Origin of the sequence: Kocuria sp. WN036 (assembly GCF_002287015.1) — a bacterium.
Classification (GTDB): domain Bacteria; phylum Actinomycetota; class Actinomycetes; order Actinomycetales; family Micrococcaceae; genus Kocuria; species Kocuria rosea.
Genome location: NZ_NSKF01000025.1, coordinates 22,067 through 48,073 on the forward strand (window position 1 = coordinate 22,067; position 26,007 = coordinate 48,073).

The 26,007-nt window shown below is 72.7% G+C and carries 24 protein-coding genes; 14 read left to right on the plus strand and 10 right to left on the minus strand.

What is annotated here, in order from left to right:
* Positions 1-16 precede the first annotated feature (16 nt).
* Complete coding sequence (abc-f, locus tag CK505_RS14290; protein ID WP_017834289.1) at positions 17-1,615, minus strand: ribosomal protection-like ABC-F family protein; 1,599 nt, start codon at positions 1,613-1,615, stop codon at positions 17-19.
* 308 nt (positions 1,616-1,923) lie between these two features.
* Here abc-f and CK505_RS14295 point away from each other — a divergent pair, with 308 nt between their 5' ends.
* The 9 genes from CK505_RS14295 (at position 1,924) to CK505_RS14335 (ending at position 10,646) form a co-directional block, all read left to right on the plus strand.
* Complete coding sequence (locus CK505_RS14295; protein ID WP_017834290.1) at positions 1,924-2,892, plus strand: glucosyl-3-phosphoglycerate synthase; 969 nt, start codon at positions 1,924-1,926, stop codon at positions 2,890-2,892.
* Entirely contained in the window at positions 2,889-4,028 is a 1,140-nt protein-coding gene (locus CK505_RS14300; protein ID WP_031283427.1) for a glycosyltransferase, read from the plus strand. Before CK505_RS14295 ends, CK505_RS14300 begins: the two co-directional genes overlap by 4 nt.
* Positions 4,025-5,041, plus strand: coding sequence for a Gfo/Idh/MocA family protein (locus CK505_RS14305; protein ID WP_017834292.1), 1,017 nt, complete (start codon positions 4,025-4,027; stop codon positions 5,039-5,041). Before CK505_RS14300 ends, CK505_RS14305 begins: the two co-directional genes overlap by 4 nt.
* A complete protein-coding gene (locus tag CK505_RS14310; protein WP_095651525.1) occupies positions 5,038-6,132 on the plus strand; it encodes a zinc-binding alcohol dehydrogenase in 1,095 nt (364 codons plus the stop codon). Before CK505_RS14305 ends, CK505_RS14310 begins: the two co-directional genes overlap by 4 nt.
* Before the next feature lie 130 nt (positions 6,133-6,262).
* The gene (locus CK505_RS14315) at positions 6,263-7,711 is read left to right on the plus strand and encodes an AI-2E family transporter (RefSeq protein WP_095651526.1); all 1,449 of its coding nucleotides are present in this window, start codon (positions 6,263-6,265) and stop codon (positions 7,709-7,711) included.
* Positions 7,712-7,721: 10 nt separating this feature from the next.
* Positions 7,722-8,345 (plus strand): biotin transporter BioY, encoded by a 624-nt coding sequence (locus CK505_RS14320; protein ID WP_017834295.1) that lies wholly within the window; start codon positions 7,722-7,724, stop codon positions 8,343-8,345.
* Between the two features lie 3 nt (positions 8,346-8,348).
* Positions 8,349-9,086 carry an energy-coupling factor ABC transporter ATP-binding protein gene (locus CK505_RS14325; RefSeq protein WP_095651527.1) on the plus strand — a complete coding sequence of 246 codons (738 nt, stop codon included), beginning with the start codon at positions 8,349-8,351 and terminating at the stop codon, positions 9,084-9,086.
* The gene (locus CK505_RS14330; protein ID WP_017834297.1) at positions 9,083-9,694 is read left to right on the plus strand and encodes an energy-coupling factor transporter transmembrane protein EcfT; all 612 of its coding nucleotides are present in this window, start codon (positions 9,083-9,085) and stop codon (positions 9,692-9,694) included. Before CK505_RS14325 ends, CK505_RS14330 begins: the two co-directional genes overlap by 4 nt.
* Before the next feature lie 43 nt (positions 9,695-9,737).
* Positions 9,738-10,646, plus strand: a complete 909-nt coding sequence (locus CK505_RS14335) for a neutral zinc metallopeptidase (RefSeq protein ID WP_031283431.1) — start codon at positions 9,738-9,740, stop codon at positions 10,644-10,646.
* A 21-nt stretch (positions 10,647-10,667) separates the two neighbouring features.
* On the opposite strand, the gene CK505_RS14340 is transcribed toward CK505_RS14335, so the two are convergent.
* From CK505_RS14340 to CK505_RS14370, 7 genes are all read right to left on the minus strand, one after another.
* The gene (locus CK505_RS14340; protein ID WP_017834300.1) at positions 10,668-11,390 is read right to left on the minus strand and encodes an NYN domain-containing protein; all 723 of its coding nucleotides are present in this window, start codon (positions 11,388-11,390) and stop codon (positions 10,668-10,670) included.
* An 81-nt stretch (positions 11,391-11,471) separates the two neighbouring features.
* Positions 11,472-12,263 carry a ZIP family metal transporter gene (locus CK505_RS14345; protein ID WP_095651528.1) on the minus strand — a complete coding sequence of 264 codons (792 nt, stop codon included), beginning with the start codon at positions 12,261-12,263 and terminating at the stop codon, positions 11,472-11,474.
* Positions 12,264-12,396: 133 nt separating this feature from the next.
* A complete protein-coding gene (locus tag CK505_RS14350) occupies positions 12,397-12,753 on the minus strand; it encodes a metal-sulfur cluster assembly factor (protein ID WP_035923963.1) in 357 nt (118 codons plus the stop codon).
* A 39-nt stretch (positions 12,754-12,792) separates the two neighbouring features.
* Positions 12,793-13,554 (minus strand): Fe-S cluster assembly ATPase SufC, encoded by a 762-nt coding sequence (gene sufC, locus CK505_RS14355; RefSeq protein WP_017834303.1) that lies wholly within the window; start codon positions 13,552-13,554, stop codon positions 12,793-12,795.
* A gap of 61 nt (positions 13,555-13,615) precedes the next feature.
* Positions 13,616-14,815, minus strand: coding sequence for a Fe-S cluster assembly protein SufD (sufD, locus tag CK505_RS14360; RefSeq protein ID WP_043739415.1), 1,200 nt, complete (start codon positions 14,813-14,815; stop codon positions 13,616-13,618).
* Between the two features lie 166 nt (positions 14,816-14,981).
* The gene (gene sufB, locus CK505_RS14365; protein WP_035923965.1) at positions 14,982-16,436 is read right to left on the minus strand and encodes a Fe-S cluster assembly protein SufB; all 1,455 of its coding nucleotides are present in this window, start codon (positions 16,434-16,436) and stop codon (positions 14,982-14,984) included.
* Entirely contained in the window at positions 16,429-17,226 is a 798-nt protein-coding gene (locus CK505_RS14370; RefSeq protein ID WP_017832790.1) for a metalloregulator ArsR/SmtB family transcription factor, read from the minus strand. Before CK505_RS14370 ends, sufB begins: the two co-directional genes overlap by 8 nt.
* A gap of 232 nt (positions 17,227-17,458) precedes the next feature.
* Here CK505_RS14370 and CK505_RS14375 point away from each other — a divergent pair, with 232 nt between their 5' ends.
* The 3 genes from CK505_RS14375 to CK505_RS14385 all read left to right on the plus strand — a co-directional run bounded on the left by CK505_RS14375 (position 17,459) and on the right by CK505_RS14385 (position 20,396).
* Positions 17,459-18,466 carry an ABC transporter ATP-binding protein gene (locus tag CK505_RS14375; protein WP_095651529.1) on the plus strand — a complete coding sequence of 336 codons (1,008 nt, stop codon included), beginning with the start codon at positions 17,459-17,461 and terminating at the stop codon, positions 18,464-18,466.
* The gene (locus CK505_RS14380; protein ID WP_035923967.1) at positions 18,463-19,251 is read left to right on the plus strand and encodes an ABC transporter permease; all 789 of its coding nucleotides are present in this window, start codon (positions 18,463-18,465) and stop codon (positions 19,249-19,251) included. The genes CK505_RS14375 and CK505_RS14380 overlap by 4 nt, the downstream gene beginning before the upstream one ends.
* Positions 19,252-19,370: 119 nt before the next feature.
* On the plus strand, positions 19,371-20,396 hold the full coding sequence (locus CK505_RS14385; RefSeq protein ID WP_035923968.1) for a heme A synthase: 1,026 nt from the start codon (positions 19,371-19,373) through the stop codon (positions 20,394-20,396).
* A 5-nt stretch (positions 20,397-20,401) separates the two neighbouring features.
* Here the strand turns inward: CK505_RS14385 and CK505_RS14390 are convergent, their stop codons facing one another.
* Together CK505_RS14390 and CK505_RS14395 are read right to left on the minus strand one after the other, a co-directional pair.
* Complete coding sequence (locus CK505_RS14390; RefSeq protein WP_017832794.1) at positions 20,402-21,319, minus strand: dihydrodipicolinate synthase family protein; 918 nt, start codon at positions 21,317-21,319, stop codon at positions 20,402-20,404.
* Between the two features lie 71 nt (positions 21,320-21,390).
* A complete protein-coding gene (locus CK505_RS14395) occupies positions 21,391-22,287 on the minus strand; it encodes a heme o synthase (protein ID WP_017832795.1) in 897 nt (298 codons plus the stop codon).
* A 408-nt stretch (positions 22,288-22,695) separates the two neighbouring features.
* Here CK505_RS14395 and tkt point away from each other — a divergent pair, with 408 nt between their 5' ends.
* Positions 22,696-24,831: a transketolase gene (tkt, locus tag CK505_RS14400; RefSeq protein ID WP_095651530.1), complete on the plus strand. Its 2,136-nt coding sequence runs from the start codon at positions 22,696-22,698 to the stop codon at positions 24,829-24,831.
* Between the two features lie 55 nt (positions 24,832-24,886).
* Entirely contained in the window at positions 24,887-25,993 is a 1,107-nt protein-coding gene (gene tal / locus CK505_RS14405) for a transaldolase (RefSeq protein ID WP_095651531.1), read from the plus strand.
* Positions 25,994-26,007 lie beyond the last annotated feature (14 nt).

The following is a 26,007-nucleotide window of genomic DNA, read 5'->3' on the forward strand; positions in this document are numbered from 1 at the left end:
CGAGGGGCGCCCGCCGTCAGGCGAGGGAGATGAGGTCCTGGTACTCCTGGCTCCACAGGTCCTCGGTGCCGTCGGGCAGGATCACCACGCGCTCGGGGTCCAGCGCCTCGACCGCGCCCTCGTCGTGGGAGACGAGCACGACCGCGCCCTCGTAGGTGCGCAGCGCGTTGAGGATCTCCCGGCGGGAGGCCGGGTCCAGGTTGTTGGTCGGCTCGTCGAGCAGCAGCACGTTGGCGGAGGAGGCCACGAGGGTCGCCAGCGCCAGGCGGGTCTTCTCGCCGCCGGAGAGCACCCCGGCCGGCTTGGACACGTCGTCGCCCTGGAACAGGAACGAGCCCAGGACGTTGCGGACTTCCGTGTCGGCGAGGTCCGGGGCGGCGGAGCGCATGTTCTCCAGCACCGTCCGGTCCGGGTCCAGGGTGTCGTGCTCCTGGGCGAAGTAGCCGAGCTTGAGGCCGTGCCCCGGGACCACCTCACCGGTGTCCGGCTGGGCCTCGCCCGCCAGCATCCGCAGCAGCGTGGTCTTGCCGGCGCCGTTGAACCCGAGGATGACCACCCGGGAGCCCCGGTCGATGGCCAGGTCCACGTCGTTGAAGATCTCGAGCGAGCCGTAGGACTTGGACAGGTCCCGGGCGGTCAGCGGGGTCTTGCCGCAGTCGGCGGGCTTCGGGAAGCGGATGTTCGCGACCTTGTCCGCCTGGCGCTCGCCCTCGAGGCCGTTCATGAGCCGCTCGGCGCGCTTGATCATCTGCTGGGCGGCCACGGCCTTGCTGGCTTTGGCGCGCATCTTGTTGGCCTGGTCCATCAGCGCGGTGGCCTTCTTCTCCGCGTTGGCGTACTCGCGCTTGCGGCGGTGGGCGTCCTGCTCGCGCTGCAGCAGGTAGTTCTTCCAGCCCATGTTGTACAGGTCGATGACGCAGCGGTTGGCGTCCAGGTACAGGACCTTGTTGACCACCATCTCCATCAGCTCCACGTCGTGGCTGATCACCAGCAGCCCGCCCTGGAAGTTCTTCAGGAAGTCCCGCAGCCACACCACGGAGTCGGCGTCCAGGTGGTTGGTGGGCTCGTCGAGGAGCATGATGTCGGCGTCCGAGAACAGGATGCGGGCCAGCTCCACGCGACGGCGCTGCCCGCCGGAGAGGGTGCGCAGCGGCTGGTCGAGGATCCGCTCGGGCAGGTCCAGGTTGGACGTGATCGTCGCGGCCTCGGACTCCGCGGCGTAGCCGCCGCCGGCGAGGAACTCCGACTCGAGCCGGTCGTAGCCGCGCATGGCCTTGCTGCGCACGGCGTCGTCCTCGGAGGCCATGTCCTGCTCGGCCTGGCGCAGGCGGGCGACGACGCCCGCGAGGTTGCGGGCGGAGAGGATGCGGTCCCGGGCCAGCTGCTCCATGTCCTCCACCTTGGGGTCCTGCGGGAGGTAGCCGATGGCCCCGGTGCGCGTGACCGTCCCGCCCGCGGGCAGGGTCTCCCCGGCGAGGACCTTGGTCATCGTGGTCTTGCCGGCGCCGTTGCGCCCGACCAGGCCGATCTTGTCCCCCTTGTCCACCCGGAAGTTGACCTCGTCCATGAGCAGCCGCGCACCGGCACGCAGTTCGAGGTTCTGGACAGTGATCACGGAGGAGACCTTTCGGGAGGCAGTGGTGAGGAGTGGGTGTCCTGACCGGGCAACCTGTCCATTCTACCGGTCCCCGTTCCGCGGCGGCACCCCGCCCAGCGGGCCGGGTCCGCGTTCTTGCTCACGTGCCGGACGGGCGCCTTCTCCGGGGCATCTTCTGCGCGGCCCGGGCCCGGAGGCTGACACATTCGCCCGACACAATCGCCCGACTCCGGGCGGACTCTTCTCGGCGGGGCCGTCGCTGGGTAGTGTCCGACGTCAACTGGTCAGTCTCCTTCCAGTATTTCTCATCGTCGGAAGCGGGCAGCATGCGACAGGACGTCCAGCAGTGGTTCACCACCCGCAGCTACCACGGCAGCCAGTGGTCCGCCGAGCAGCTCTGCCGCCGGAAGCGCGGCAGCACGGTCAGCGTGGTGCTCCCGGCCCGCAACGAGGCCGAGACCGTGGGCGCGATCGTCACCGCGCTGCGGCGCACGCTCATGGAGGACGTGGCGCTGATCGACGAGCTCGTCGTCATCGACTCCGACTCGACGGACGGCACGGGGGCGGTCGCCGCGGCGGCCGGGGCCCGAGTCCACCGGCAGGCCGACATCCTGCCCGCCCACGGCAACGTCCCCGGCAAGGGCGAGGCGCTGTGGAAGTCCCTGGCCGTGACCACCGGGGACGTGCTCGCGTTCGTGGACTCGGACCTGCGGGAGTTCGACCCGCAGTTCGCCGTGGGGCTGCTGGGGCCGCTGCTGACCGAGCCGGGGGTGCAGTTCGTCAAGAGCTGCTACGACCGCCCGCTGCACGACGGCGCCACGGTGATGCCGGCGGGCGGTGGGCGCGTCACCGAGCTCGTGGCCCGCCCGCTGCTGAACCTGTTCTGGCCGCAGCTGGCGGGGCTGGTCCAGCCGCTGGCCGGGGAGTACGCGGGACGCCGGAGCCTGCTCGAACGGGTGCCGTTCGTCTCCGGGTACGGGGTGGAGATCGCGATGCTCATCGACGTGCTGGAGGCCGTGGGCCTGGACGCGATGGCCCAGGTGGACCTGGGTGTCCGGTCCCACCGGAACTCCTCCGACGCCGCCCTGGCCCGCATGGCCGCCCAGATCCAGCTGACAGTCCAGGCGCGGCTGCGCTGCGACTCCCCCGTCGCCGACGAGAGCGGGCGCCTCACGCAGTTCCTGCGCCAGGGGGAGCGCTTCCTCGCCGAGGTCCACGACGTCAGCGTCCGCGAGCGCCCGCCCATGGTGCAGGTGCCCGAGTACCGGGCGCAGCCGGCCGGCCGCGTCGCATGAGCGCGCTGCGGGTGCTCGTCAACGCGGGCCCCTGGCTGCCTGTGCCCCCGTCCGGCTACGGCGGGATCGAGACGGTGGTCGCCACCCTGGTGCCGGAGCTCCGGCGCGCCGGCGTGCACGTCACGCTCGCCACGGTGGGCCCCAGCACGCTCGAGGCCGACGACCACCTGCGCCCCCTGCCCGAGCCCGCGTTCCGCTCCATCGCGATGCCCTACAACCGGGTCTCGGGCATCGCCCACGCGCACATGCAGGGCCTCGTGGACGCGCTGCGGGGACCGCGGCGGTGGGACCTCGTGCACGACCACCTGGAGGTCGTGGGACCGTCCGTGCTGGGCGCGATGGGCACGGCGGCCCCACCGGTGCTGCAGACCCTGCACTGGGACCTGCGCAAGCACCCCGAGTTCTACTCGGCGTTCGACGGACGGGGCCGGGTCCGGTTCGCGGCGGTCTCCGCGTCCCAGCTCGAGCGGGCGCCGGCCAACCTGCGGCGGCAGACGCTGGGGGTGGTGCCGCTGGCCGCGCCCCCGGGGCTGCCCGTGGACGCGCCCCGGGGCGAGCACGCGCTGGTGCTGGCCCGGATCACCGCCGACAAGGGCCAGGACACCGCAGCCCGCGTCTGCCGGCGGGCGGGGATCCCGCTGGTGCTGGCCGGGCCCGTGGCCGGCATCGACGACCCCGAGGAGCTGGAGCGGCGCCTCGCCGACGGCGACGAGGCGCTGCGCTCCCACCCCGACGTCCGGTACTGGCTCGAGGCGGTCCGGCCCCTGGTCGACGGGACGTCGGTGGCCTGGGTGGGCGGGGTGGCGGGCGAGCGCAAGGAGCGCCTGCTGCGCTCGGCCCGCGCCCTGCTGACGCCCAACCGCTGGGCCGAACCCGGGGCCACCGGTGTCGTCGAGGCGCTGTCCCGGGGGGTGCCCGTCGTGGGGACCCCCCTGGGGGTGCTGCCCTCCCTGGTGGAGCACGGCCGCACCGGGTTCCTGGCCGCGGCGGAGGACGACCTGGTCGAGCACCTGCGGGACCTGGACAGCATCGACCCGCAGACCTGCCGGGACGCCGCCGAGCAGTGGACGCCGGCGGGCATGGCCCGGCGCTACCTGGACCTGTACCACCGGCTCCTGGAGGAGAACCCGACATGACGCTGCGCATCACCCTGGTCGGGGCGGGATCCGTGGCCCGTCGCCACGTCGACGTGCTGCACGGGCTCGGCGGGGCGCGCGTGGTCGGGGTGACGGACGCGCACCTGCCCGCCGCCACCGCCCTGGCCGCTGAACTCGACGTCCCCGCGTTCACCGACCCCGCGCAGGCCCTCGACGCCGTGGCGGCCGACGCCGTCTACGTCTGCGTGCCGCCGTTCGCCCACGGGCCCGCCGAGCTCGCCGCGCTGGAGCGCGGCAAGGCGCTGTTCGTGGAGAAGCCCGTGGGACTGGGCCTGGACGTCGCCGAGCAGATCGGCGCCCGGGTCGAGGAGAGCGGGGTGGTCACGGGCACCGGCTACCACTGGCGCTGCCTCGACACCGCCGTGCTGGCCCGGGAGCTCCTCGCCGAGGCGCCCCCGCTGCTGGCCAACGGCTACTGGCTGGACAAGCGACCGCCCGTGCCGTGGTGGGGGCGGACGGACCGCTCGGGCGGCCAGGTCGTGGAGCAGCTCACCCACGTGCTGGACACCGCCCGCTTCCTGCTGGGCGAGGCCGTCGAGGTGTACGCCGCAGGGATCCGCAGGGCCCCGGACGGGGCCCCGCAGGACTACGGCGACGTCGACGACGCCACCGCCGCGACCGTGCGCTTCCGCTCCGGGGCCGTCGCCACGCTCGCCGCGACGTCGGCGCTCGCGGTCAAGCACCGCGCCGCCCTGCACACCGTGAGCCGCGGGCTCTACCTGGAGCTCTCGGAGCAGGGCCTCACCGCCTACGCCGCGCGGGACCGCTCCGAGCACACCCCCGCCGAGGACCCGAGGGTGACCGTCGACCGGGAGTTCCTCGAGGCGGTGCGCGGCGAGCGCGAGTCCACCCGCGCACCCTACGGCGAGGCGCTGCGCACCCACCGGCTCGCGTGCGCGATCGCCGACTCGGCGCGCACCGGGCGGCCCGTCGCCCTGGCGGACCCGGACCGCGTGGGACCGGACCGCGCAGGACCGGCGGGTGAGCCGTGAGAGCGCGCCGCAACCTCGTCGTCCCCGCCCGGCACCGGATCGAGATCGTGGAGGAGGAGCTGCCCGCGGTCCCGGACGGCGGCGTGCTGCTGGAGACCCTCGCCACAGGGCTGTCCGCGGGCACGGAGCTGGCCTTCGTCAAGGGAGACCACCCGGGGCTGCACTCCCGGCACGACACCGAGCTCGGGCTGTTCCGGCCCGGTGCCGCGGAGCAGGGCTACCCGGTGCGCCGCCTGGGCTACATGGAGGTCGCCCGGGTGGCGAGCTCCCGCACGCCGGCGTTCCGGGCCGGCGACGTGCTCGCCACGGCCTACGGCCACGCCACCGCCCACGTCGCCGACCCGCTCACCGAGCACCTGGTGCCGCTGCCGGAGACGCTGGACCCCCTGCTCGGCGTGTTCGTCGCCCACTTCGGCCCCATCTGCGCCAACGGGCTGCTGCACGCCGCGGCGGACGCGGGACCGGTCCGCGGGCTCGGCGACGGGGTCGCCGGGCGGCTCGTGCTGGTCACGGGCGCGGGCCCGGTGGGTCTCATGACGGCCCTGTTCGCCCGCGCCCTCGGCGCGCGCGAGGTCGCCGTCGCCGACGCCGACCCTCGACGGCGGGCGCTCGCCGAGCGGCTGGGCTTCTTCCCCCTGGACCTCGCCGACGACCCCGGCCGGGTGCTCAAGACCCGCTGGCGGCACGGGCCCGGCGACCACGGCGCGGACCTCGTGTTCCAGTGCCGCGGCAAGCCCGAGGCCCTGCACGCGGCGCTGCGCGCGGTCCGGCCGCAGGGCAGCGTCATCGACCTGGCGTTCTACACCGCAGGCGCGGACGCGGTACGGCTGGGCGAGGAGTTCCACCACAACGGGCTGAGCCTGCGCTGCGCACAGATCGGCCGGGTCCCCCGTGGTCTCGCCCACACCTGGGACCGGCAGCGGCTGTCCGCGGAGACCATCCGCCTGCTGGCCGCCCACGGCGGCGAGATCCGCGAGCACCTGATCAGCGACGTCGTGCCCTTCGACGAGGCTCCCGCGCTGATGCAGGACGTGGTCGTGCGGCGCCGGCACGTGCTCACCGCGGTCTTCGTCGTCGACGACCCCCGCTGAGCCCTCCGGCCCACGCGCGCGGGCACCGTTGGACAGCCCTCCACAGTCGCCTTAGTGTTGGCTCGATCGCCGTCGTCCCGTCCGCGGTGCCCGTCTTCCCTTCGCCACCCACGCCCCGAGGAGCGCCCGCATGGGAAATCCCCCACGCCCCGAGCAGCACAGCACGTCGTCCGGAGGCTCGAGTGCGGCGCCGCTGCACGCCGAGCGCGTCCTCGGCGGTCAGGCCGACCCCGGCACCAGCGCGGCCCCCGCCACGGGCCCCGGGGTCGAGCCCGCCGGCTTCGAGGAGGCCACCCAGGCCCTCGCCCCCGCCGTCAGCCCCTGGGCGGACTCCCTCGGCCGGGCCGGTTCCCGCGCCGCCCAGACCCTGCTCGTCGCCGCCGTGGTGGTCGGGCTGATCTGGATCCTGCTGCAGGTCAAGGTCGTGCTCATCGCCGTGCTCGTCGCGCTCATCCTGGCCTCCGCCGTGGGACCGGTCGTGAAGTGGCTCGAGCGCAAGGGCTGGTCCAACCTGCTGGCCACCCTCGCCGCCTTCCTCGGGATCCTGGCACTCGTCGGCGGGGTGCTCACCGGCATCGTGCTCGCCGTGCGCAGCGAGTGGGACACGCTCACCGCCTCGGCGGTGGAGGGCTGGGAGGAGCTGCAGCGCCTCGTGCAGTCCGGACCGATCCCCGTCGACACGGCCGCCATCGACTCCGCCGTCCAGCAGGCCGGGGACTTCGTCACCAGCGGCTCCTTCGCAGGCGGCGCCCTCAGCGGCCTGGGCGCCGCCACCGAGTTCGTGACCGGCCTGGTGCTGATGATCGTGGTGCTCTTCTTCTGCCTCAAGGACGGCGAGAAGATGTGGAACTTCACGCTGCGCTGGTTCCGCGGCGAGCGCCGGGCCAAACTCGCGGAGTCCGTGGACCGCAGCGCGCAGGTGCTCGGCGGCTACGTCCGCGGGACGGCGTTCGTGGCGGCGGTGGACGCCGTGCTCATCGGGGGCGCGCTGCTCGTCCTGGGCGTCCCCCTGGCGATCCCCCTCGCGGTCCTCGTGTTCGTCACCGCGTTCATCCCGGTGGTCGGCGCCACCATCGCGGGCATCATCGCCGCCCTGGTCGCCCTGGTCACCAACGGGCCGGTCATCGCCCTGTTCGTGGTCGTCGTGATCGTCGCGGTGAACCAGATCGAGGGCAACATCCTGCAGCCCATCATCATGGGCCGCACCCTCAGCCTGCACGCCCTCATGGTGCTGCTCGCCCTGACCGTCGGCACGCTGGTCGGCGGCATCTTCGGCGCCATCCTGGCCGTGCCGTACACCGCCGTGGCGTGGGCCGTCATCCAGGTCTGGTCCAACCGCTACCAGGTCGGCGACGACCCGGTGCTCGGCCCGGACCCGGTGAACCCGAAGGACCGCGTCGAGGCCAAGGCCACCATGGCCGAGCGCTGGAAGTACCAGCGGATGCGCTACCAGCAGGCCCTGGGCGGACGCTTCGGGGCCACGGAGCGCGACGCCGTCCGGCAGCGCGACGACGCCGACGGCGCGGGGCCCGCGCAGGACGAGGACACCGGTTCCGCCCCGGGGGCCCGCAAGCCCTAGTCTGGGTGCCATGACCAACGTCGAGCGCCGCCGCACCATCACCGCCGAGGACCTCGCGAACATCGCCGTGTTCGCCGCCCTCACGGCCGCCCTGTCCGTGCTCCCCGGGATCCCCCTGGGCGCGGCGGGGGTGCCGCTGACCCTGCAGACCCTCGCCGTGTTCCTGACCGGCCTGGTCCTGGGCGGCACCCGCGGGCTCCTGGCCGTGGCGCTGTACGTCCTGGTGGGCCTGATCGGCGTGCCGGTGTTCGCGGGCTTCCGCGGCGGCTTCGGCGTGCTCGCCGGGCCCTCGGCGGGCTACATCCTGGCCTTCCCGTTCGCCGCGGCCGCGGCCGGCTACGTGGCCCAGTGGCTGATCCCGGCCCGCCGGGCCAACGACGGCGGCGCCACCAACGCCCGCTACGAGCGCACCGGCACCTACACCCTGCGGCTGGTGGCCGCGGCCCTGGCCGGTTTCGTGGTGATCCGGATCGGCGGCATCCTCGGCCTGGTGGTCAACGCGCGCCTGCCCTTCCAGGACGCGTTCCTCGCCGACCTCGTGTTCTGGCCCGGCGACCTGCTCAAGGTGGTGCTCGCGGCGGTCATCGCCGTGGGCGTGCACAAGGCGTTCCCCCGGATCGCGGGCACGCGCTGAGCCGTGCCCGGATCCCCCGGGGCCGCGGCCCTCGTGTGCTCCCGCGTGACCGTCACGGTGCCCACCGCCTCGGGTGAGCTGACCCTGCTGCGCGACCTCGACGTGAGCCTGGGCGAGCGGCGGGTGGCCGTGCTCGGGCTCAACGGATCCGGGAAGTCCACGCTCCTGCGGCTGTTCAACGGCCTCGTCCGCCCGTCCTCGGGCTCGGTCACGGTGCACGGCACCGACGTGGCCCGGGACGTGCGCGCGGCCCGGCGTCGGGTGGGCTTCGTGTTCACCGACCCCCTCTCCCAGCTGGTGATGCCGACCCCGGTCGAGGACGTCGAGCTGTCCCTGCGCGGGGCCGGCGTGCCCCGGGCCCGACGACGGACCGCCGCCCTCGAGCTGCTCGAGCGCGCGGGCATCGGCCACCGGGCCGAGCACAGCATCTACGACCTCTCCGGCGGGGAGCGCCAGTTGGCGGCGTTCGCCGCGGTGCTCGCCGTGGAGCCCGAGGTGCTCGTCCTCGACGAGCCCACCACCCTCCTCGACCTGCGCAACCGGGGGCGGCTCATGGGGCTGCTCGACGGGCTCCCGCACCAGCTGCTGATCTCCACGCACGACCTCGGCCTGGCCGCGACCGCCCCGCGCGTCCTGGTCCTGCACGAGGGCGCCCTGGTCGCGGACGGTCCGCCCGAGGAGGTCGTCCCCGCCTACGAACGGTGGTGCGCGCACGGCTTCCCCGGGGAGGCGCGCCCGTGAGCCGGGGCCCGGACCTCTTCGGCAGCTACTCCCCCGGCACCGGCCCCCTGCACCGCGCCCCGCTCCGGGTCAAGGGGCTCGGCATCGTCGCCGTGACCCTGGCCGTGGTGCTCTCGCCCTCGTGGCCGGTCCCCGCCGCGCTCACTCTGCTCCTGCTCGTCGCGGGCTCCGCCGCGGGCATCGGCGCTTGCGAATGGTGGCGGGGACTCGCCCCCGCGCTGCCCGTGCTGGTCCTGCTGGCCGTCTACCACGTCCTGACCTCGGGACCGGCCATGGCCGCCGACGTGGTGCTGACGATCGTCGTCCTCCTCGTGCTCACCCGGGTCCTGATGCACACCACGCCCCTGCCGGAGCTCCTCGACGGCGTCGTGTGGCTGTGCTCGCCGGTGCGGCTGGTCGGGGCGGACCCCGAGCGCATCGGCCTGGCGATCTCCCTGATGCTGCGCTCGATCCCCTTCATCGTGGGCGCCGTGGGCGAGCTCCGGGACGCCGTGCGAGCCCGTGGGCTGCGCCCGAACCCCGTGCGACTGGTGACCCCGGCGGTGATCTCCGCCGTCGCCTACGCCCAGCGGACCGGTGAGGCCCTCGCCGCCCGCGGCTTCGACTGAGCGCCGGCACCCGCGCCACCATCAGACGGCTTACACTTCAGCCATGAGTTTCGACAACAGCTCCCAGCTGGACGCCTCCCGCGTCGGCAGCGGCGGCGGGCGAGGACGCGGGATCGCCGTGGGCGGTGGACTGGGCGGCGGACTGCTGCTGCTCGTCGTGGGGCTGCTCTTCGGCCAGGACGGCATCGACGCGATCACCGGCGGGGGCGGCCAGGACACCGGGTCGCAGACCTCCGTGGAGCAGGAGCGGGCGGAGCGGTGCCGGACCGGTGAGGACGCCAACCGGTACACCGACTGCCGGATGATCGCCACCGCGCAGAGCCTCGACCAGTTCTGGGAGGACTACCTGCCGCAGGCCACGGGCGAGCAGTACGTGATGCCCGGCGTGGAGCTGTTCGAGGGCCAGACCAACACCGGGTGCGGCGCGGCGTCCTCGGCCGTGGGCCCGTTCTACTGCCCCGCGGACGAGACCGCCTACCTCGACATCGCGTTCTTCGACGAGCTGCAGACCCAGTTCGGCGCCGAGGGCGGTCCGCTGGCCGAGGAGTACGTGCTCGCCCACGAGTTCGGCCACCACATCCAGAACCAGATCGGCACCCTCGGCTACGCCCAGCAGGACCCGCAGGGCCCCGAGTCCGGCGCCGTGCGCGTGGAGCTGCAGGCCGACTGCCTGGCCGGGCTGTGGGCCGGCGGCGCCGCCGGGGACACGTCCGGGGCCGTGGACCTGGGCGACATCTCCCAGGAGGAGCTCGACCAGGCCCTCGACGCCGCCTCCGCGATCGGCGACGACCGGATCCAGGAGACCACGCAGGGACGGGTCAGCCCCGAGAACTTCACCCACGGCGCCTCCGCCCAGCGGCAGCTGTGGTTCTACGCGGGCTACCGCACCGGCGACATCAACGCCTGCGACACCTTCAGCGCCCGCGACCTGAACGCCCCGCCGGCCCTCTGACCCCCTCCGAGCGCGCCCGGGTCAGCGGCGGCGGCTGTCCCGCACCTGGACGCCCGGGTTCTGCCGGCGGACGTCGAAGAGGCCGGTGGCCTCGATGAGGTCGCTGAGCTTGCGGTACCCGTAGTTGCGGGAGTCGAAGGACGCCTGGTTGCCGATCTGCTGGCCGACCGCGCCGAGGTGCGCCCAGCCGTCGTCGCCGCTGGCGGCGTCCACCGCGCTCCGCAGCATCCTGACCAGCCGGGCGTCCCCGCGCAGCGCCTGCTGCGGCGCGGCCGCCGGCGCCTCCCCGGGCTTCTCCTCGGCGGGCTCCCCCAGGCTCTCCACGTAGGTGAACTGCGAGCAGGCGTTGATGAACGGCTCCGGGGTCTGCCGCTGGCCGAATCCGTAGACCTTGTGCCCGTCGGTGAGGATCCGCATCACCAGCGGGGTGAAGTCGGCGTCGCTGGAGACGATCGCGAAGCCGTCGACCGATCCGGCGTAGAGGAGGTCCATGGCGTCGATCACCATGGCCATGTCCGAGGCGTTCTTGCCGGTGCTGTAGGCGAACTGCTGGATCGGCCGGATCGCGTACGCGTGCAGCACCGCCTCCCACTGCTGCAGGTGCGGGCTCTTCCAGTTGCCGTAGGCGCGCCGGACGTTCGCGGCGCCGTGGCGGGCCACCTCGGCGAGGACCACGTCGATCTTGGCCGCCGGTGCGTTGTCGGCGTCGATGAGCAGGGCGATGCGCTTTTCGTCGGTGTTCACGCGTCGACTCTGCCACGGACCGGGCCCGAGCGGAGCACGGGACGCGCGGCGTGACGCCCCCCGGGGAGCGCCGAGCGGTGCTCAGGCCAGGGACAGGGCGAAGGACAGGGCGAAGCCCGCCGCCGTGCTCAGGGCCACCGCCGGCCCGCCGTGCTCGTAGGCCTCCGGCATCAGGGTGTCGGCCAGGGACGCGATCACCGCGCCGGCGGCGAAGGCGAGCGGCAGGGAGATCGTCTCGGGGTCGCTGCCGGCCAGCGGACCGGCGCCGATCAGCACGGCCACCACCAGGAGCACGGCGCAGACCGTCCAGAGCAGGACGGCCTTGCCGCGGGGCATGCCCTGCTCGCGCATGGACGCCGCGCCGACCAGGGACTCGGGCAGGTTGGACACGAAGATCGCCGCGAGCAGGGCCAGGCCGCCCGTGCCCTCGGTGAGCGAGACGCCCAGCGCCACGTTCTCGGGCACGCCGTCCAGGGTGACGGCGGCCAGCAGCGCCAGCCCCGCGGCGCCGCCGGTGGAGGCGGCCGTCGGCGCCTTCTCGTCCGCGGCGGCGTCGGTGTCCAGCTTGGCGCTGCCCTGCTGCTGCTCCGCGTCCGCGGAGGCCGGTCCCGGCTGCGCCCAGCGGTCCAGGAGGGCGCTGAGCGCCGTGAAGACCACGGCGCCGGCGAAGAGACCGATGACGGCGAGCCAGATTCCGCCCCGCTCGTAGGCGTCCTCGAACAGCTCGAAGGCCAGCGCGGTGATGAGCGCGCCCGCGGCGAAGGACAGCAGGATGGCGAGCAGGCGCTTCGGGAGCTCGAAGCGCACGCCGACCAGCGCCCCGATGACGAGCGCGCTCGAGGCGACGATCCCGAAGAGCAAGGTCTGGCCCATGACGGCAGTGTAGGAGCGCGCGGCGTCGGCGCACCCACAATTCGCAAGGTTACTTATCGAACGGGGCGCGGCACGACGACGCCCCGCCCACCTCCTGCGAGGTGGGCGGGGCAGCGTCGGTGCGGAGGAGGACTCAGATGTTGAAGCCCAGGGCCCGCATCTGGTCGCGGCCGTCCTCGGTGATCCGGTCGGGACCCCACGGCGGCATCCAGACCCAGTTGACGCGCCACTCGTCCACCATGGGGTCGAGGTTCTGCGCGCACTGCTCCTCGATGACGTCCTGCAGCGGGCACGCGGCCGTGGTCAGGGTCATGTCGAGGACCAGGGCGCCGTCCTCGGCCCACTTGGAGCCGTAGAGCAGGCCCAGGTCCACGATGTTGACGCCGAGCTCGGGGTCGATGACGTTCTTGAGCGCCTCCTCGACCTCCTCGGCGGAGGGCCGGCCCGCGGTCGCGGGGTCGGCGGTGGTCTCAGCAGGGGTGTCGGCCATCGCTGGCCTCCTTTCGAAAGCTGGTGGGGTCGGAGCCGCTTACTTGGCGGGGGCCAGGTAGCGGTCGTAGCCCTCGTTCTCGAGCCGCTCGGCGAGCTCGGGACCGCCCTCGTCCACCACGCGGCCGTCGTGGAACACGTGCACGAACTGCGGCTTGATGTAGCGCAGGATGCGGGTGTAGTGGGTGATGAGCATGACGCCCATGTCGTTGGTCTCCAGGGCGCGGTTGACGCCCTCGGAGACGACCTTGAGCGCGTCCACGTCGAGCCCGGAGTCGGTCTCGTCCAGCAGGGCGATCTTCGGCTTGAGCAGCTCGAGCTGGAGAATCTCGTGGCGCTTCTTCTCGCCGCCGGAGAAGCCCTCGTTGACGTTGCGCTGGATCATGTCGGGGCTGATCTTCAGCTGCTCCATGGCGGCCTTGACGTCCTTGGTCCACGTGCGCAGCGAGGGGGCCTCGCCGTCGATCGCGGTCTTGGCCGTGCGCAGGAAGTTGGAGGTCGTCACGCCGGGGATCTCCACCGGGTACTGCATGGCCAGGAAGAGCCCGGCGCGGGCGCGCTCGTCCACGGACATCTCCAGGACGTTCTGGCCGTCGAGGAGGACCTCGCCGGAGTCGACGACGTACTTGGGGTGCCCGGCGATGGTGGAGGCCAGCGTGGACTTGCCGGAGCCGTTGGGGCCCATGATCGCGTGGACCTCACCGGAGGTGATGGTCAGGTTCACGCCCTTGAGGATCGGCTTGGTGGTCTCGTCGTCGAGCACGACGGACGCGTGCAGGTCCTTGATCTCGAGAGTTGCCATGGATGGTTCTCCTGTGGTCGAAAAAGTCTGGGGTCGGAAGGGTGCGTGCGGGCGCGGCGGATCAGTAGTTCGCGGAGGCGAGCTCGTCCTGGACGGACCCGCGCAGCCGCTCCTCGATGTCCGGGACACCGATCTGCTGGATGATCTCGAAGAGGAACCCGCGGACCACGAGCCGGCGCGCCTCGTCCTCGGGGATGCCCCGGGACATGAGGTAGTACAGGTGCTCGTCGTCCAGCTGGCCCGTGGTGGAGGCGTGGCCCGCACCGGTGATGAGGCCGGTCTCGATCTCCAGGTTCGGCACGGAGTCCATCCGCGGGCCGTCGTTGAGGATCAGGTTCCGGTTGAGCTCGTAGGTGTCGGTGGCCTCCGCGGTGGCGCGGATGAGGACGTCGCCGATCCACACGCCGTGCGCGTTCTCGCCCTGCAGCGCGGACTTGTAGGTCACCCGCGAGGTGCAGTGCGGCTGGGAGTGGTCCACGAACAGCCGGGACTCCAGGTGCTGGCCGGCGTCCACGAAGGTCAGCCCGTACATCTCCACGGAGCCGCCCGGGGCGTCGAAGCGGGTGGACGGGGTGACCCGCACGAGGTCGCCGCCGAGGCTGACGAGCACGTGCTTGAAGGTCGCGGACCGGCCGAGGCGCGCCTGCTGGGAGGAGGCGTGCACGGCGTCGTCGTCCCACTCCTGGAGGGTCACCACGGTGAGGTTCGCGGAGTCGGCGACCCGGAACTCGACGTTCTGCGAGAGCACGGCGCTGCCGTGGTGGCGCAGGACCACGAGGGCCTTGGAGAAGGGCTGGGCGTCGATCACGAGGTGCTGGGCAGCCGGGGTGGCGTCCGAGCCGTGGATGTCGACGAGCACGGGCGCGGCGACCTCGGTCTCCTGCGGCACGGTGAGCACCGTGGCCTCGGTGACGCTGCTCCACGCGTTGGCGGAGACGCGGTCCTCGGGGATCCCGGCGCTGCCGATGCGGGCGTCGTCCCGGCCCACGGTCTCGACGCGCACGGCGTCCGAGTCCACGGTCACCGCCGGCGCGGGGCCGGTCAGGGCGTCGGCGTGCAGCCCCTTGAGGCGCTTGAGCGGGGTGAACCGGAAGTCCTCCTCCCGGCCGGTCAGCTTCGGGAAGTCGGCGACGTCGTAGGACGTGCGCCGCCCGGCCCGCGAGGAGTCGGGCACGCCGGAGATGTCGCCGTGGGCGGTGTGCCGCACCAGGGTGTCGTTCTCGACCTTGTCGCGGGCCAGCCGCTCCCCCTCCAGGTCCATGCCCGGGATGGCGACGCGCCCCTCCCCGGTGCGGACCCCGTCGACCTTCTCGCCCAGGTTGCCGTAGGCGTCCTTGGCCGCGCCGACGGCCTTGTCGGCCACCGCGGTGGCCGCGGAGGCGGCGGCCTCCGTGGCGTTGCGAATCGTTTCGTTCAGCTTGGACATGTCAGCCAACGGATCCTTCCATCTGCAGTTCGATGAGGCGGTTGAGTTCGAGCGCGTACTCCATGGGCAGCTCGCGGGCGATCGGCTCCACGAACCCGCGCACGATCATCGCCATGGCCTCGTCCTCGGCCATCCCGCGCTGCATGAGGTAGAACAGCTGCTCCTCGGAGACGCGCGAGACGGTCGCCTCGTGGCCCATGGTGACGTCGTCCTCGCGGATGTCGACGTACGGGTACGTGTCGGAGCGGGAGATCGTGTCCACCAGCAGGGCGTCGCAGACCACGTTGGACCTCGAGCCGTGGGCGCCCTCGCGCACCTGCACGAGACCGCGGTAGGCGGCGCGGCCGCCGTTGCGGGCCACGGACTTCGAGACGATCGACGACGACGTGTTCGGGGCGATGTGCACCATCTTGGACCCGGTGTCCTGGTGCTGCCCCTCGCCGGCGAACGCGATCGAGAGGGTCTCGCCGCGGGCGTGCTCGCCGGTCATGTAGACCGCCGGGTACTTCTGGGTGACCTTCGAGCCGATGTTGCCGTCGATCCACTCCATGGTGGCGCCCTCGTGGGCGATCGCGCGCTTGGTCACGAGGTTGTACACGTTGTTCGACCAGTTCTGGATGGTCGTGTAGCGCACGCGGGCGTTCTTCTTGACGATGATCTCCACGACGGCGGAGTGCAGCGAGTCGGTCTTGTAGATCGGCGCGGTGCAGCCCTCGATGTAGTGGACGTAGGAGTCCTCGTCCGCGATGATGAGCGTCCGCTCGAACTGGCCCATGTTCTCCGTGTTGATGCGGAAGTAGGCCTGTAGCGGGATCTCGACGTGCACGCCCTTGGGGACGTAGACGAAGGAGCCGCCGGACCACACGGCCGTGTTCAGGGACGCGAACTTGTTGTCGCCCACGGGGATGACCGTGCCGAAGTACTCCGCGAAGAGCTCCGGGTGCTCCTTGAGCGCGGTGTCGGTGTCGAGGAAGATGACGCCCTGCTCCTCCAGGTCCTCGCGGATCTGGTGGTAGACGACCTCGGACTCGTACTGGGCGGCCACGCCGGAGACGAGCCGTCCGCGCTCGGCCTCGGGGATGCCGAGCTTCTCGTAGGTGTTGCGGATGTCCTCGGGCAGGTCCTCCCAGGTGGCGGCCTGCTTCTCCGTGGAGCGCACGAAGTACTTGATGTTGTCGAAGTCGATCCCGGACAGGTCCGCACCCCACGTGGGCATGGGCTTGCGGTCGAAGAACTTCAGGCCCTTCAGCCGCAGGTCGGTCATCCACTGCGGTTCACTCTTCTTCGCGGAGATGTCCCGGACGACGTCCTCGTCGACACCGCGGCGCGCGGAGGCGCCGGCCACGTCCGAGTCGGCCCAGCCGTACTCGTAGGTGCCGATGCCCTCGAGCTCGGGGTTCTTCTCCAGGATGTCGGCGATGACAGTGTCGTTGCCGCTGGCGATCTGGTCAGTCATGACGGCCTTCCTCTGTTGTCTGGTCTGTGGCGCGGGCCGCGGTGCGGTCCACGGAAGTCGGTGCCGCGGCGGGTCCCGGCCGCGTGAGGGGCACGTGCGTGGTGCACACGTGCGCGCCGGCGGCCTGGGTCGAGAGCCGGCGGACGTCGGTGCCGAGCAGCCGGGCGATGAGCTCGGTCTCCAGCTCGCAGAACTGCGGGTAGCGGGCGGCCAGCTCGCGCACGGGGCAGTGCCCCTGGCACAGCTGCGCCGAGACGATGGTGCGGGACTCGCCGCGGCCGACGGCCACCTCGTTGGTGGAGGCGGCGAACCCGTCGCGGCTGAGCAGCCGCACCAGGACGGGCAGACGGTCGGCGACGTCGTCCCCGGCGGCCTCGACCTCGGGGCGGTAGGAGGCCTCCAGGCGGTCCACGCGCTCCTGGATGAAGGCGTGCACGGCGTCCGGGCCGGCGATGCGGCGGATGGACTCCAGCGCGTCGGTCGCGATCTCGAGGTAGTCGTCGCCGAGTTTGGCGTGGCCCTCGGGGGCGACGACGTAGCGCCGCGCGGGCCGGCCGGCGCCCCCGCTGCGGCGGCGGACCATGGTGACCTCGATGAAGTGCTGCTGCTCGAGGGCGTCCAGGTGCCGGCGCACGGCGGCCGGGGTCAGCTCGAGCATCTCGCCGAGGTCCGCGGCGGAGACGGGACCGTGCTCCAGGACGGCGCCGAGCACGCGCGAGCGGGTGTTCTCCTCCTGCTCCGCCCGCGGGCCGGAGCGGGACCTGCTCCGGGCGTCCGTGGTCTGAGTCATGGGTGAACCGTTCGCTTCCTGCTCGGGGGTGGAGGCTCTCGTGCTGCAGCGCGCGACCCGCAAGGGACGCTTCTAATACACAACCGGAGTATGTCGTAATTCATTCCGGTCTGACCAGTAAGTGGAGCCTTACCGGGCTCCGTCCAAAAATCACGACTTACTCATAATAACCCCGGGGCGCGGTGGGGCCAAGGGGGCCGGGCCGCGGGCGCGCCCGCACTACACTGGTCCGGTGCCCGCCCAGAGTCCCCCCGCGTCCTCGCCCGCGCTCTCGATCGAGCGCCTCGTGAAGGAGTTCCCGGTCCGCCGGCGCCGCTCCCGGCGCCCGGCCGGACCGGGCGCGGCGCGCGCCGACGTGGTGCACGCCGTCGACGGCCTGTCCCTCACCGCGCGGCACGGCGAGATCACGGCGCTGCTGGGCCCCAACGGCGCGGGCAAGACGACCACCCTGGAGTGCGCCCAGGGGCTGCAGGGGCCCACGGGCGGCACTGTCCGGCTGCTGGGGCAGGACCCGTGGCGGGCCAGCCCGGCGCTGCGCGCCCGCGTGGGCGTGATGCTCCAGGACGGCGGGCTCCCCCAGGCGGTGCGCCCGCTGGAGCTGCTCCGGCACGTGGCGTCCCTCTACCGCAGCCCCCGGGACATGGACGAGCTCGTGGAGCGGCTCGGCATCAGCAGCTTCGACCGCACCGTGGTCCGCCGGCTCTCCGGCGGCCAGCGCCAGCGCGTGGCCCTGGCGGCGGCCCTCGCGGGCAACCCGGAGGTGCTCTTCCTCGACGAGCCCTCGGCCGGGATGGACCCGCAGTCCCGCAACATCGTCTTCGACCTCGTCCAGCAGCTGCGCCGGGAGGGGGTGTGCATCATCCTCACCACGCACCTGCTCGACGACGCCCAGCGTCTCGCCGACCAGGTCTACATCGTGGACCACGGCCGGGTCATGGCCCAGGGGTCCGTGGCGGAGCTGGTGGCCCCCGGCGCCGACGCCCCTGCCGTGCTCGTGCTGACGCTGGCCCCGGAGCAGCTGCGCGCGGGGCCGTTCCCGTGGGACGGCCCCGGGTTCGAGGGCGTCCGGGCGGACCGCGCCGACCGCACCGTGACCCTCACCGGCATCCTCACGCCCCCGATGCTCGAGACCGTGACCCGGTGGTTCACCGCGACCGGCACGCTGCCCGAGTCCCTGTCCCTCCAGCCGCGCACCCTCGAGGACGTCTTCCTCGACATCTCCGGACGGGAGATCCGATGACCGCCCCCGCCCTGCCCACCGCCACCGCCCCCCGCCCGGAGCCCGCCACCCTGGCCCGCCGGGTGGCCGCCCAGGCCCGCTACGAGACGCGGGCCGTGCTGCGCAACGGCGAGCAGCTGCTGCTGCTGGTCATCCTGCCGCTCATGGCCCTCGTGGCCCTGACCCTCACCGACCTGCTGGACGCCGCCGTCCCGGCCGGCGCCTCCCGGGTGGACGTCGCCGTGCCGGGCGTGCTGGCGCTGTGCGTGCTCTCCAACGCCTTCTCGGGCCAGGGCATCCAGACCGGCTTCGACCGCCGCTACGGGGTCCTGCGCTTCCTCTCCACCACTCCCCTGGGCCGCGGCGGGCTGATCGCCGGCAAGCTGCTCGCGATCGTCGCGGTGCTCGTGGTGCAGTACGTGCTGGTGGCCGCGCTCGGCGCGGCCCTCGGCTGGCGCCCGGACGCGGCCACCGTGCTCGTCTCCGTGCCGGTGCTGCTGCTCGGCGCCGCGGCGTTCACCGGGCTGGGGCTGCTCCTCGCCGGCACGGTGCGCGCCGAGGCGACCCTCGCCGTCACCAACCTCGTGTGGGTGCTGCTCGCCGCCGTGGGCGGCACCCTGTTCCCCTCGAGCACGCTGCCGGCGGGGCTCACCTGGGTGGTGGAGGTGCTCCCCTCCGGCGCGCTGGGCACCGCCCTGCGCGAGACGTTCCTCACCGGGGCGCCCACGCCGCTGCCGGTGCTGGTGCTCCTCGTCTGGGCCGCCGCCGCCTGGGCCGGGGCCGTGCGCTGGTTCCGCTGGAGCTGAGCCGCCGGTCCGGACCCGGCCCCGAGGGCCCGTCCCGGCCGGCGGGACCCGGGGGCCGCGGAGGCGGATAAACTGGGCGCGGAGACCCCGCCGCACCGACCCCGTCCGGAAGTGAACTCATGAACCGCGCCAGCGACCCCAGCGACGTCGACGTCCGCGAGCACGGCGGCGGCCTGCTGCCGAGCCGGATCACCCCGTGGGTGCGGTGGCTCGCCGTCGCGTCGCTGGTGGCGAACTCCGTGCTCATCCTCACCGGCGGGCTCGTCCGGCTGACCGGCTCGGGCCTGGGCTGCCCCACCTGGCCCCGGTGCACGGACGAGTCCTGGACCAACACCCCCGAGATGGGCATGCACGGCCTCATCGAGTTCGGCAACCGGCTGCTGACCTTCCTGCTGGCCGCCGTGGCGGTGCTGACGTTCCTGGCCGTGCTCCGGCTGCGCCACGAGCACCGCGACCTCTTCCGGATCGCCCTGCTGCTGGGTCTCGGCATCCCGCTGCAGGCCGTGGTCGGCGGAATCACCGTGCTCACCGGGCTCAACCCGTGGATCGTGGGCATCCACTACCTCATCTCCGGGGCGATGATCGCGCTGGCCACGGTGCTGGTCAACCGCACCCGGCGGCGCTCCCTGCCTGCCGTGCGGGACGCCGAGCGCCCCGGCCAGGCCTACGGGCAGCGGCGGACCGTCCGCGGGCTCATGGTGAGCCTGGGGGTGCTCACCGCGCTGATCCTCTACCTGGGCACCCTGGTCACGGGCACCGGCCCGCACGCCGGGGACGACACCACCGCCCGGCACGCGTTCGACGCCTACCTCGTCACCCGCGCCCACGCGGTCCCCGTGTACCTGATCGTCGCAGCCGTGGTCCTCGGGCTCGTGCTCGCCCGCCGGCACCGGTGGCCCGTGCCGCTGGCCTCGGGCCTCAACGTGCTCCTGGCCGCGCTGGTCCTGCAGGCGCTCATCGGCTACTACCAGTACTTCAACGGCGTGCCGATCGTCGCCGTGGCCCTGCACCTGGTGGGCTCCGCGGTGCTGATCTGGGCCACGGCCCGCACCGTGGAGAAGGGCTTCGCGGTCACCCGCACCCCGGCCCCGGTGCTGCGCAGCACCGACCGGGCGCAGCCGGCCGAGGCCCCGTCCCGCGGCTGAGGCCCTCAGGCCCGCTCGTCGGGCGCCTCGTCGAGCAGCTCCTCGACGGCCTGGGCCAGGCGCTGCCGGCTGGCCGAGGGGATCGGCAGCAGCGGCCGCCGCGGCGGGGCCGTGCTGACGCCGCACACCTCGGCCAGGGCGTACAGGGAGCTCAGGGGCCGCTCCTGGCGCAGGATCTCCATCAGCGGGGTCAGCGCCGCCTGCCAGGTGCGCACCGCGCGGTCGTCGCCCGAGACCACCGCGGCCCGGAAGGCGGCGTACTGGCGCGGGAGCACCGCGGCGATCCCGGAGTGCCAGGCCGCGGCGTCCGGTGCCGCCTCGTGGAGCAGCCGCTCCCCGCTGACCCCGTGGGCCGTCCCCGGCTCCGCCAGCTCGGCGAACCGGTGCCGCCGTGCGGCGAGGTCCGCCGGGGAGTCCGCGGTGTCCTTGAACGCGCTGACGTTCTCCAGCCAGGACAGCTCGGCGGCGAGCTCCACCGGGTACGTGAAGCCCGTCGTCGTCGGGTTGTTGTAGATGCACAGCGGCAGGGACACGGCCGCCGAGACCGTCTCCACCTGGTCGGCGATCTCCTGGGAGACGAGCGGGATGTAGGACAGCGGGTTGAGCACGAGCCCGTCCGCCCCGCCGTTCTCCGCCGCGTAGGCCATCTCGAGGACCTCGCGGGTGGTCATCGCGGAGATCCCCGCCCCCACCGGCACCCCGGAGCCGCGGGCGGCCTCCACGGCGACGCCCACGACCTCGGCCCGCTCCTCCCCGGAGAGGTACGCGAAGCTGCCCGAGCTGCCCAGGACCACCAGGGCGTCCACGCCCGATCGGGACAGCCGGCCGACGTAGCGCCCGAAGGACTCCAGGTCCAGGCGGCCACCCTGCTGGAAGGGTGTGATCGGGTAGGCGACGAGCCCGGTGAAGGTCATGCTGAGCATGCGACCATCCTAGGTCCGGCCGGTCCCCCGGCCGGACGCGGGCGCCGCGGGGCCTGCCGGCCCCGTCGGGCTCAGAGGACGGGGCCGCCCACGAACGGGTCGACGGCCAGGGCGAGGAACACGAAGGTGATGTAGGCGATCGAGCCGTGGAAGACGTGCATCGCCTGCTTGTCCGTGGGCCGGCCGGCCACCGCGAGGGCGTGCAGCTTGTGGCTGTGGCCCACGAACCAGGCGCCCGAGGCCAGAGCGGTCACGGCGTAGACCCAGCCGGCGCCGCCGACGGGGACGAGCAGCAGCGAGCACACCACCGTGGCCCACGCGTAAAGGACCACCTGGCTGCCCACGGTGCGGGCCCCGGCCACGGCGCCCAGCATGGGGACCCCGGCGCGGGAGTAGTCGTCGGCGTACTTCATGGACAGCGGCCAGTAGTGCGGCGGGGTCCACAGGAAGATGAACAGGAACAGCACGAGCGCGGGCCAGTCTAGGCCGCCCGTCACGGCGGCCCATCCGATCAGCACCGGCATGCACCCGGCGACCCCGCCCCAGACGATGTTCTGGGCGGTGCGGCGCTTGAGCACGATCGAGTAGAAGACGGCGTAGAGGAAGATGGCCGCCGCACCCAGGGCGCCGGCGAGCACGTTGACCCCGATCGTGAGCCAGGCGACCGACACGGCCGTGAGGACCCACGCGAAGACGAGGGCCTCGCGGTCGGTGACCTCTCCGGTGACCAGCGGGCGCTTGGCCGTGCGCTTCATCACCCGGTCCTCGTCCCGATCGATGTAGCAGTTGAAGGCGCCGGCCGCGCCCGCCGCGAGCGTGCCGCCCACGAGGGTGTTGAGGATGAGCCAGAGGTTCGGCATGCCCTGCTGGGCGAAGATCATGGTCGGCACGGTCGCCACGAGCAGCAGCTCGATGATCCGCGGCTTCATGAGGGCCACGTAGGCCCGCACCTTCCGGGAGGCCGTCATCCGTCCCTCGCGGAGGGGGGCCGCCGCATCACCCGTGTGCCCGTTGCCGAGGACGGCTCGTCCTGCGGGTCCCGACGTCTCGAGTGAGTTCACAGAATCATTGCTCCCGGTTGCGGTGGTGTTCCCCCGGCTCCGTGCGCGAGGTCGGCCCGGAGACGGTGCGTCGCCGGCACGCAGGAGCGGTCGGCGCGGTGGTCGCGGGCGCGGAAGAAGGTCCTATACAGCATAGCGCGTGGCGGCGTCCGTTCCCGCTCCGGACATGACGGGAAAGACGTCCGGGGCCCCGGGGACCGGTGCCGTCGGTCACACGCCCGAAATGCGCGTGACCTAAGCTGGACCCAAACCGCCGGTCCACGACCGGCACCCGCTGCGCACGGCAGCGGACCCCAATGGAAAGGGCACCGAATCTTGGCGACCGAACTCGATCAGAAGCTGACCTGGACCGAGCAGGACCGGCGTGCCGTGGACACGGTGCGGGTGCTGGCCGCGGACGCGGTGGAGAAGGTGGGCAACGGCCACCCCGGCACGGCGATGTCCTTGGCTCCGGCGGCGTATCTGCTGTTCCAGAAGGTGATGCGCCACGACCCCACCGACGACCGGTGGACGGGCCGTGACCGCTTCATCCTCTCCCCCGGGCACACCTCGCTGACGCTGTACCTGCAGCTGTTCCTCTCCGGCTACGGCATGGAGCTCGAGGACATCGAGTCCCTGCGGACCTGGGGCTCGAAGACCCCGGGCCACCCCGAGTACCGGCACACCACCGGGGTGGAGATCACCACCGGCCCGCTGGGCCAGGGCCTGGCCTCGGCCGTGGGCTTCGCCTACGCCCAGCGCTACACCCGCGGCCTGTTCGACCCCGAGGCCCCCGCGGGCGAGTCCGTCTTCGACCACACCGTGTACGTGATCGCCTCCGACGGCGACCTCCAGGAGGGCGTGACCTCCGAGGCGTCCTCGCTGGCCGGGGTGCAGGAGCTGGGCAACCTCGTGGTGATCTACGACCAGAACCACATCTCGATCGAGGACGACACGGACGTGGCGTTCACCGAGGACGTCCTCAAGCGCTACGAGGCCTACGGCTGGGACGTGGCCCGGGTGGACTGGACGAAGACCGGGGACTACGTCGAGGACGTCGAGGAGCTCTACGCCGCGATCCGCGCTGCGAAGGCCGAGACCGCCAAGCCCTCGCTGATCGCCCTGCGCACGATCATCGGGTACCCGGCGCCGGGAAAGCAGAACACCGGCGGCATCCACGGCTCCAAGCTCGGCGCCGAGGAGGTCGCGGCGACCAAGGAGATCCTCGGGTTCGACCCCGAGAAGTCCTTCGTGGTGGAGGACGAGGTCATCGCCCACACCCGCGGCATCCAGGACCGCATGAAGCAGGTCCGCGACGAGTGGGAGCGGCAGTTCCAGGCCTGGCGGGAGGCCAACCCGGAGCGGGCGAAGCTCTACGACCGGATCCGCGCCGAGGAGCTGCCTGAGAACTACGCCGACGCGTTCCCCGTCTTCGAGGCCGGCAAGGACGTGGCCACCCGCTCGGCCTCCGGCAAGGTGATCAACGCGATCGCCGACACGTTCCCCGAGCTGTGGGGCGGATCGGCCGACCTGGCCGGCTCCAACAACACCACCATCGAGTCCGCGCCCTCCTTCATCCCCGAGGCCCGCTCCACCGCGAAGTGGACCGGCAACCCCTACGGGCGGGTGCTGCACTTCGGCATCCGCGAGCACGCCGCGGCGGCGATCGTCAACGGCATCACCATGTCCTCCCAGACCCGGGCGTTCTCCGGGACGTTCCTGATCTTCTCCGACTACCAGCGCCCGGCCGTGCGCCTGGGCGCGCTGATGAAGGTCCCCTCGATCTACGTGTGGACCCACGACTCCATCGGCCTCGGCGAGGACGGACCCACCCACCAGCCCGTGGAGCAGCTCTCGGCGCTGCGCGCGATCCCGGGCCTGGACGTGGTGCGCCCGGCCGACGCCAACGAGACCGCGATCGCGTGGCGGACGATGCTGGAGAACCGGCACGGCCCGGCCGGCATCGCCCTGACCCGCCAGAACGTGCCCACCTTCGCCCGGACGGACCTGCACCCCGAGGCCGAGGGGGAGAAGTTCGCCTCCGCCGAGGGCGTGGCCCGCGGCGGCTACGTCCTGGCCGACACCGAGTCCACCCCGGACGTGATCCTCATCGGCACCGGCTCCGAGGTCTCCCTGGCCGTGGAGGCCCGCGAGCAGCTCAAGGCGCAGGGGGTGGCCGCCCGCGTGGTGTCCATGCCGTGCCGGGAGTGGTTCGACGCCCAGGACGCCGAGTACCGCGAGTCCGTGCTCCCGGCGGCCGTGAAGGCCCGCGTGTCGGTGGAGGCCGGGATCGCCATGTCCTGGCGTGACCTGCTCGGCGAGCACGGGCGGGCCGTGTCCCTGGAGCACTTCGGGGAGTCCGCCGACTACGAGACCCTCTACCGCGAGTTCGGCATCACCGCCGAGGCCGTCACCGCCGCCGCCCAGGAGTCCCTCACCGCGGCGCAGGCCACCGCCTCCGTGGGCCGCTGAGCCCCGGCGCGCACCGACCGACCACCTTCCCCCGAGCACGAGGAGTGACAGACACATGACCACCCCCACCCAGAAGCTCTCCGACGCCGGCGTCTCGATCTGGCTCGACGACCTCTCCCGCGAACGCCTTGCCTCCGGCGGGCTGCAGCGGCTGATCGACGAGAAGGACGTCGTGGGCGTGACCACGAACCCGACGATCTTCGCCGCCGCGCTGGCCAAGCACGACGCCTACGAGGACCAGGTCAAGCAGCTCGCCGCCGCCGGCACGGACGTGGACGAGGCCGTGCTGGCCATCACCACCGACGACGTGCGCGACGCCTGCGACCTCTTCGCCCCCATCGCCGAGGCCACCCAGGGCGAGGACGGGCGGGTGTCCATCGAGGTGGACCCCCGCCTGGCCCAGGACGCCGAGGCGACCGCCGCCATGGCCCAGCGCCTGTCCCAGACCATCGACCGCCCCAACGCGCTGATCAAGATCCCCGCCACCGAGGCGGGCCTGCCCTCGATCACCGCGACCATCGCCGAGGGGATCTCCGTCAACGTGACGCTGATCTTCTCCCTCGAGCGCTACCGCGCGGTCATCAACGCCTACCAGCTGGGCCTGGAACAGGCGCTCGAGAACGGCAAGGACCTCTCCACCATCCACTCCGTGGCGTCCTTCTTCGTCTCCCGGGTGGACTCCGAGATCGACAAGCGCCTGGACGCGATCGGCACCGACGAGGCCGCCGCGCTCAAGAGCAAGGCCGGTCTGGCCAACGCCCGGCTCGCCTACCAGATCTACGAGGACGCCCTGGCCACCGAGCGCTGGGAGCGGCTGGCCTCGGCCGGGGCGAACCCGCAGCGCCCGCTGTGGGCCTCCACCGGGGTCAAGGACCCGTCCCTGCCGGACACCCTGTACGTGACCGGGCTGGTGGCCCCGAACACCGTGAACACCATGCCGGAGAAGACCCTGGAGGCCACGTTCGACCACGCCGAGGTCACCGGGGACACCGTCACCGGCACCTACGCGGAGTCCAACGAGCTCCTGGACCGGATCGCCGGCGTGGGGATCTCCTACGACGAGGTCGTCGCCCAGCTCGAGGCGGAGGGGCTCACCAAGTTCGAGGACTCCTGGGCGGAGCTGCTCGACACCGTGCGCGCCGCCCTCGACAACGCCCGCTGAGCCCGTCCCGTCCT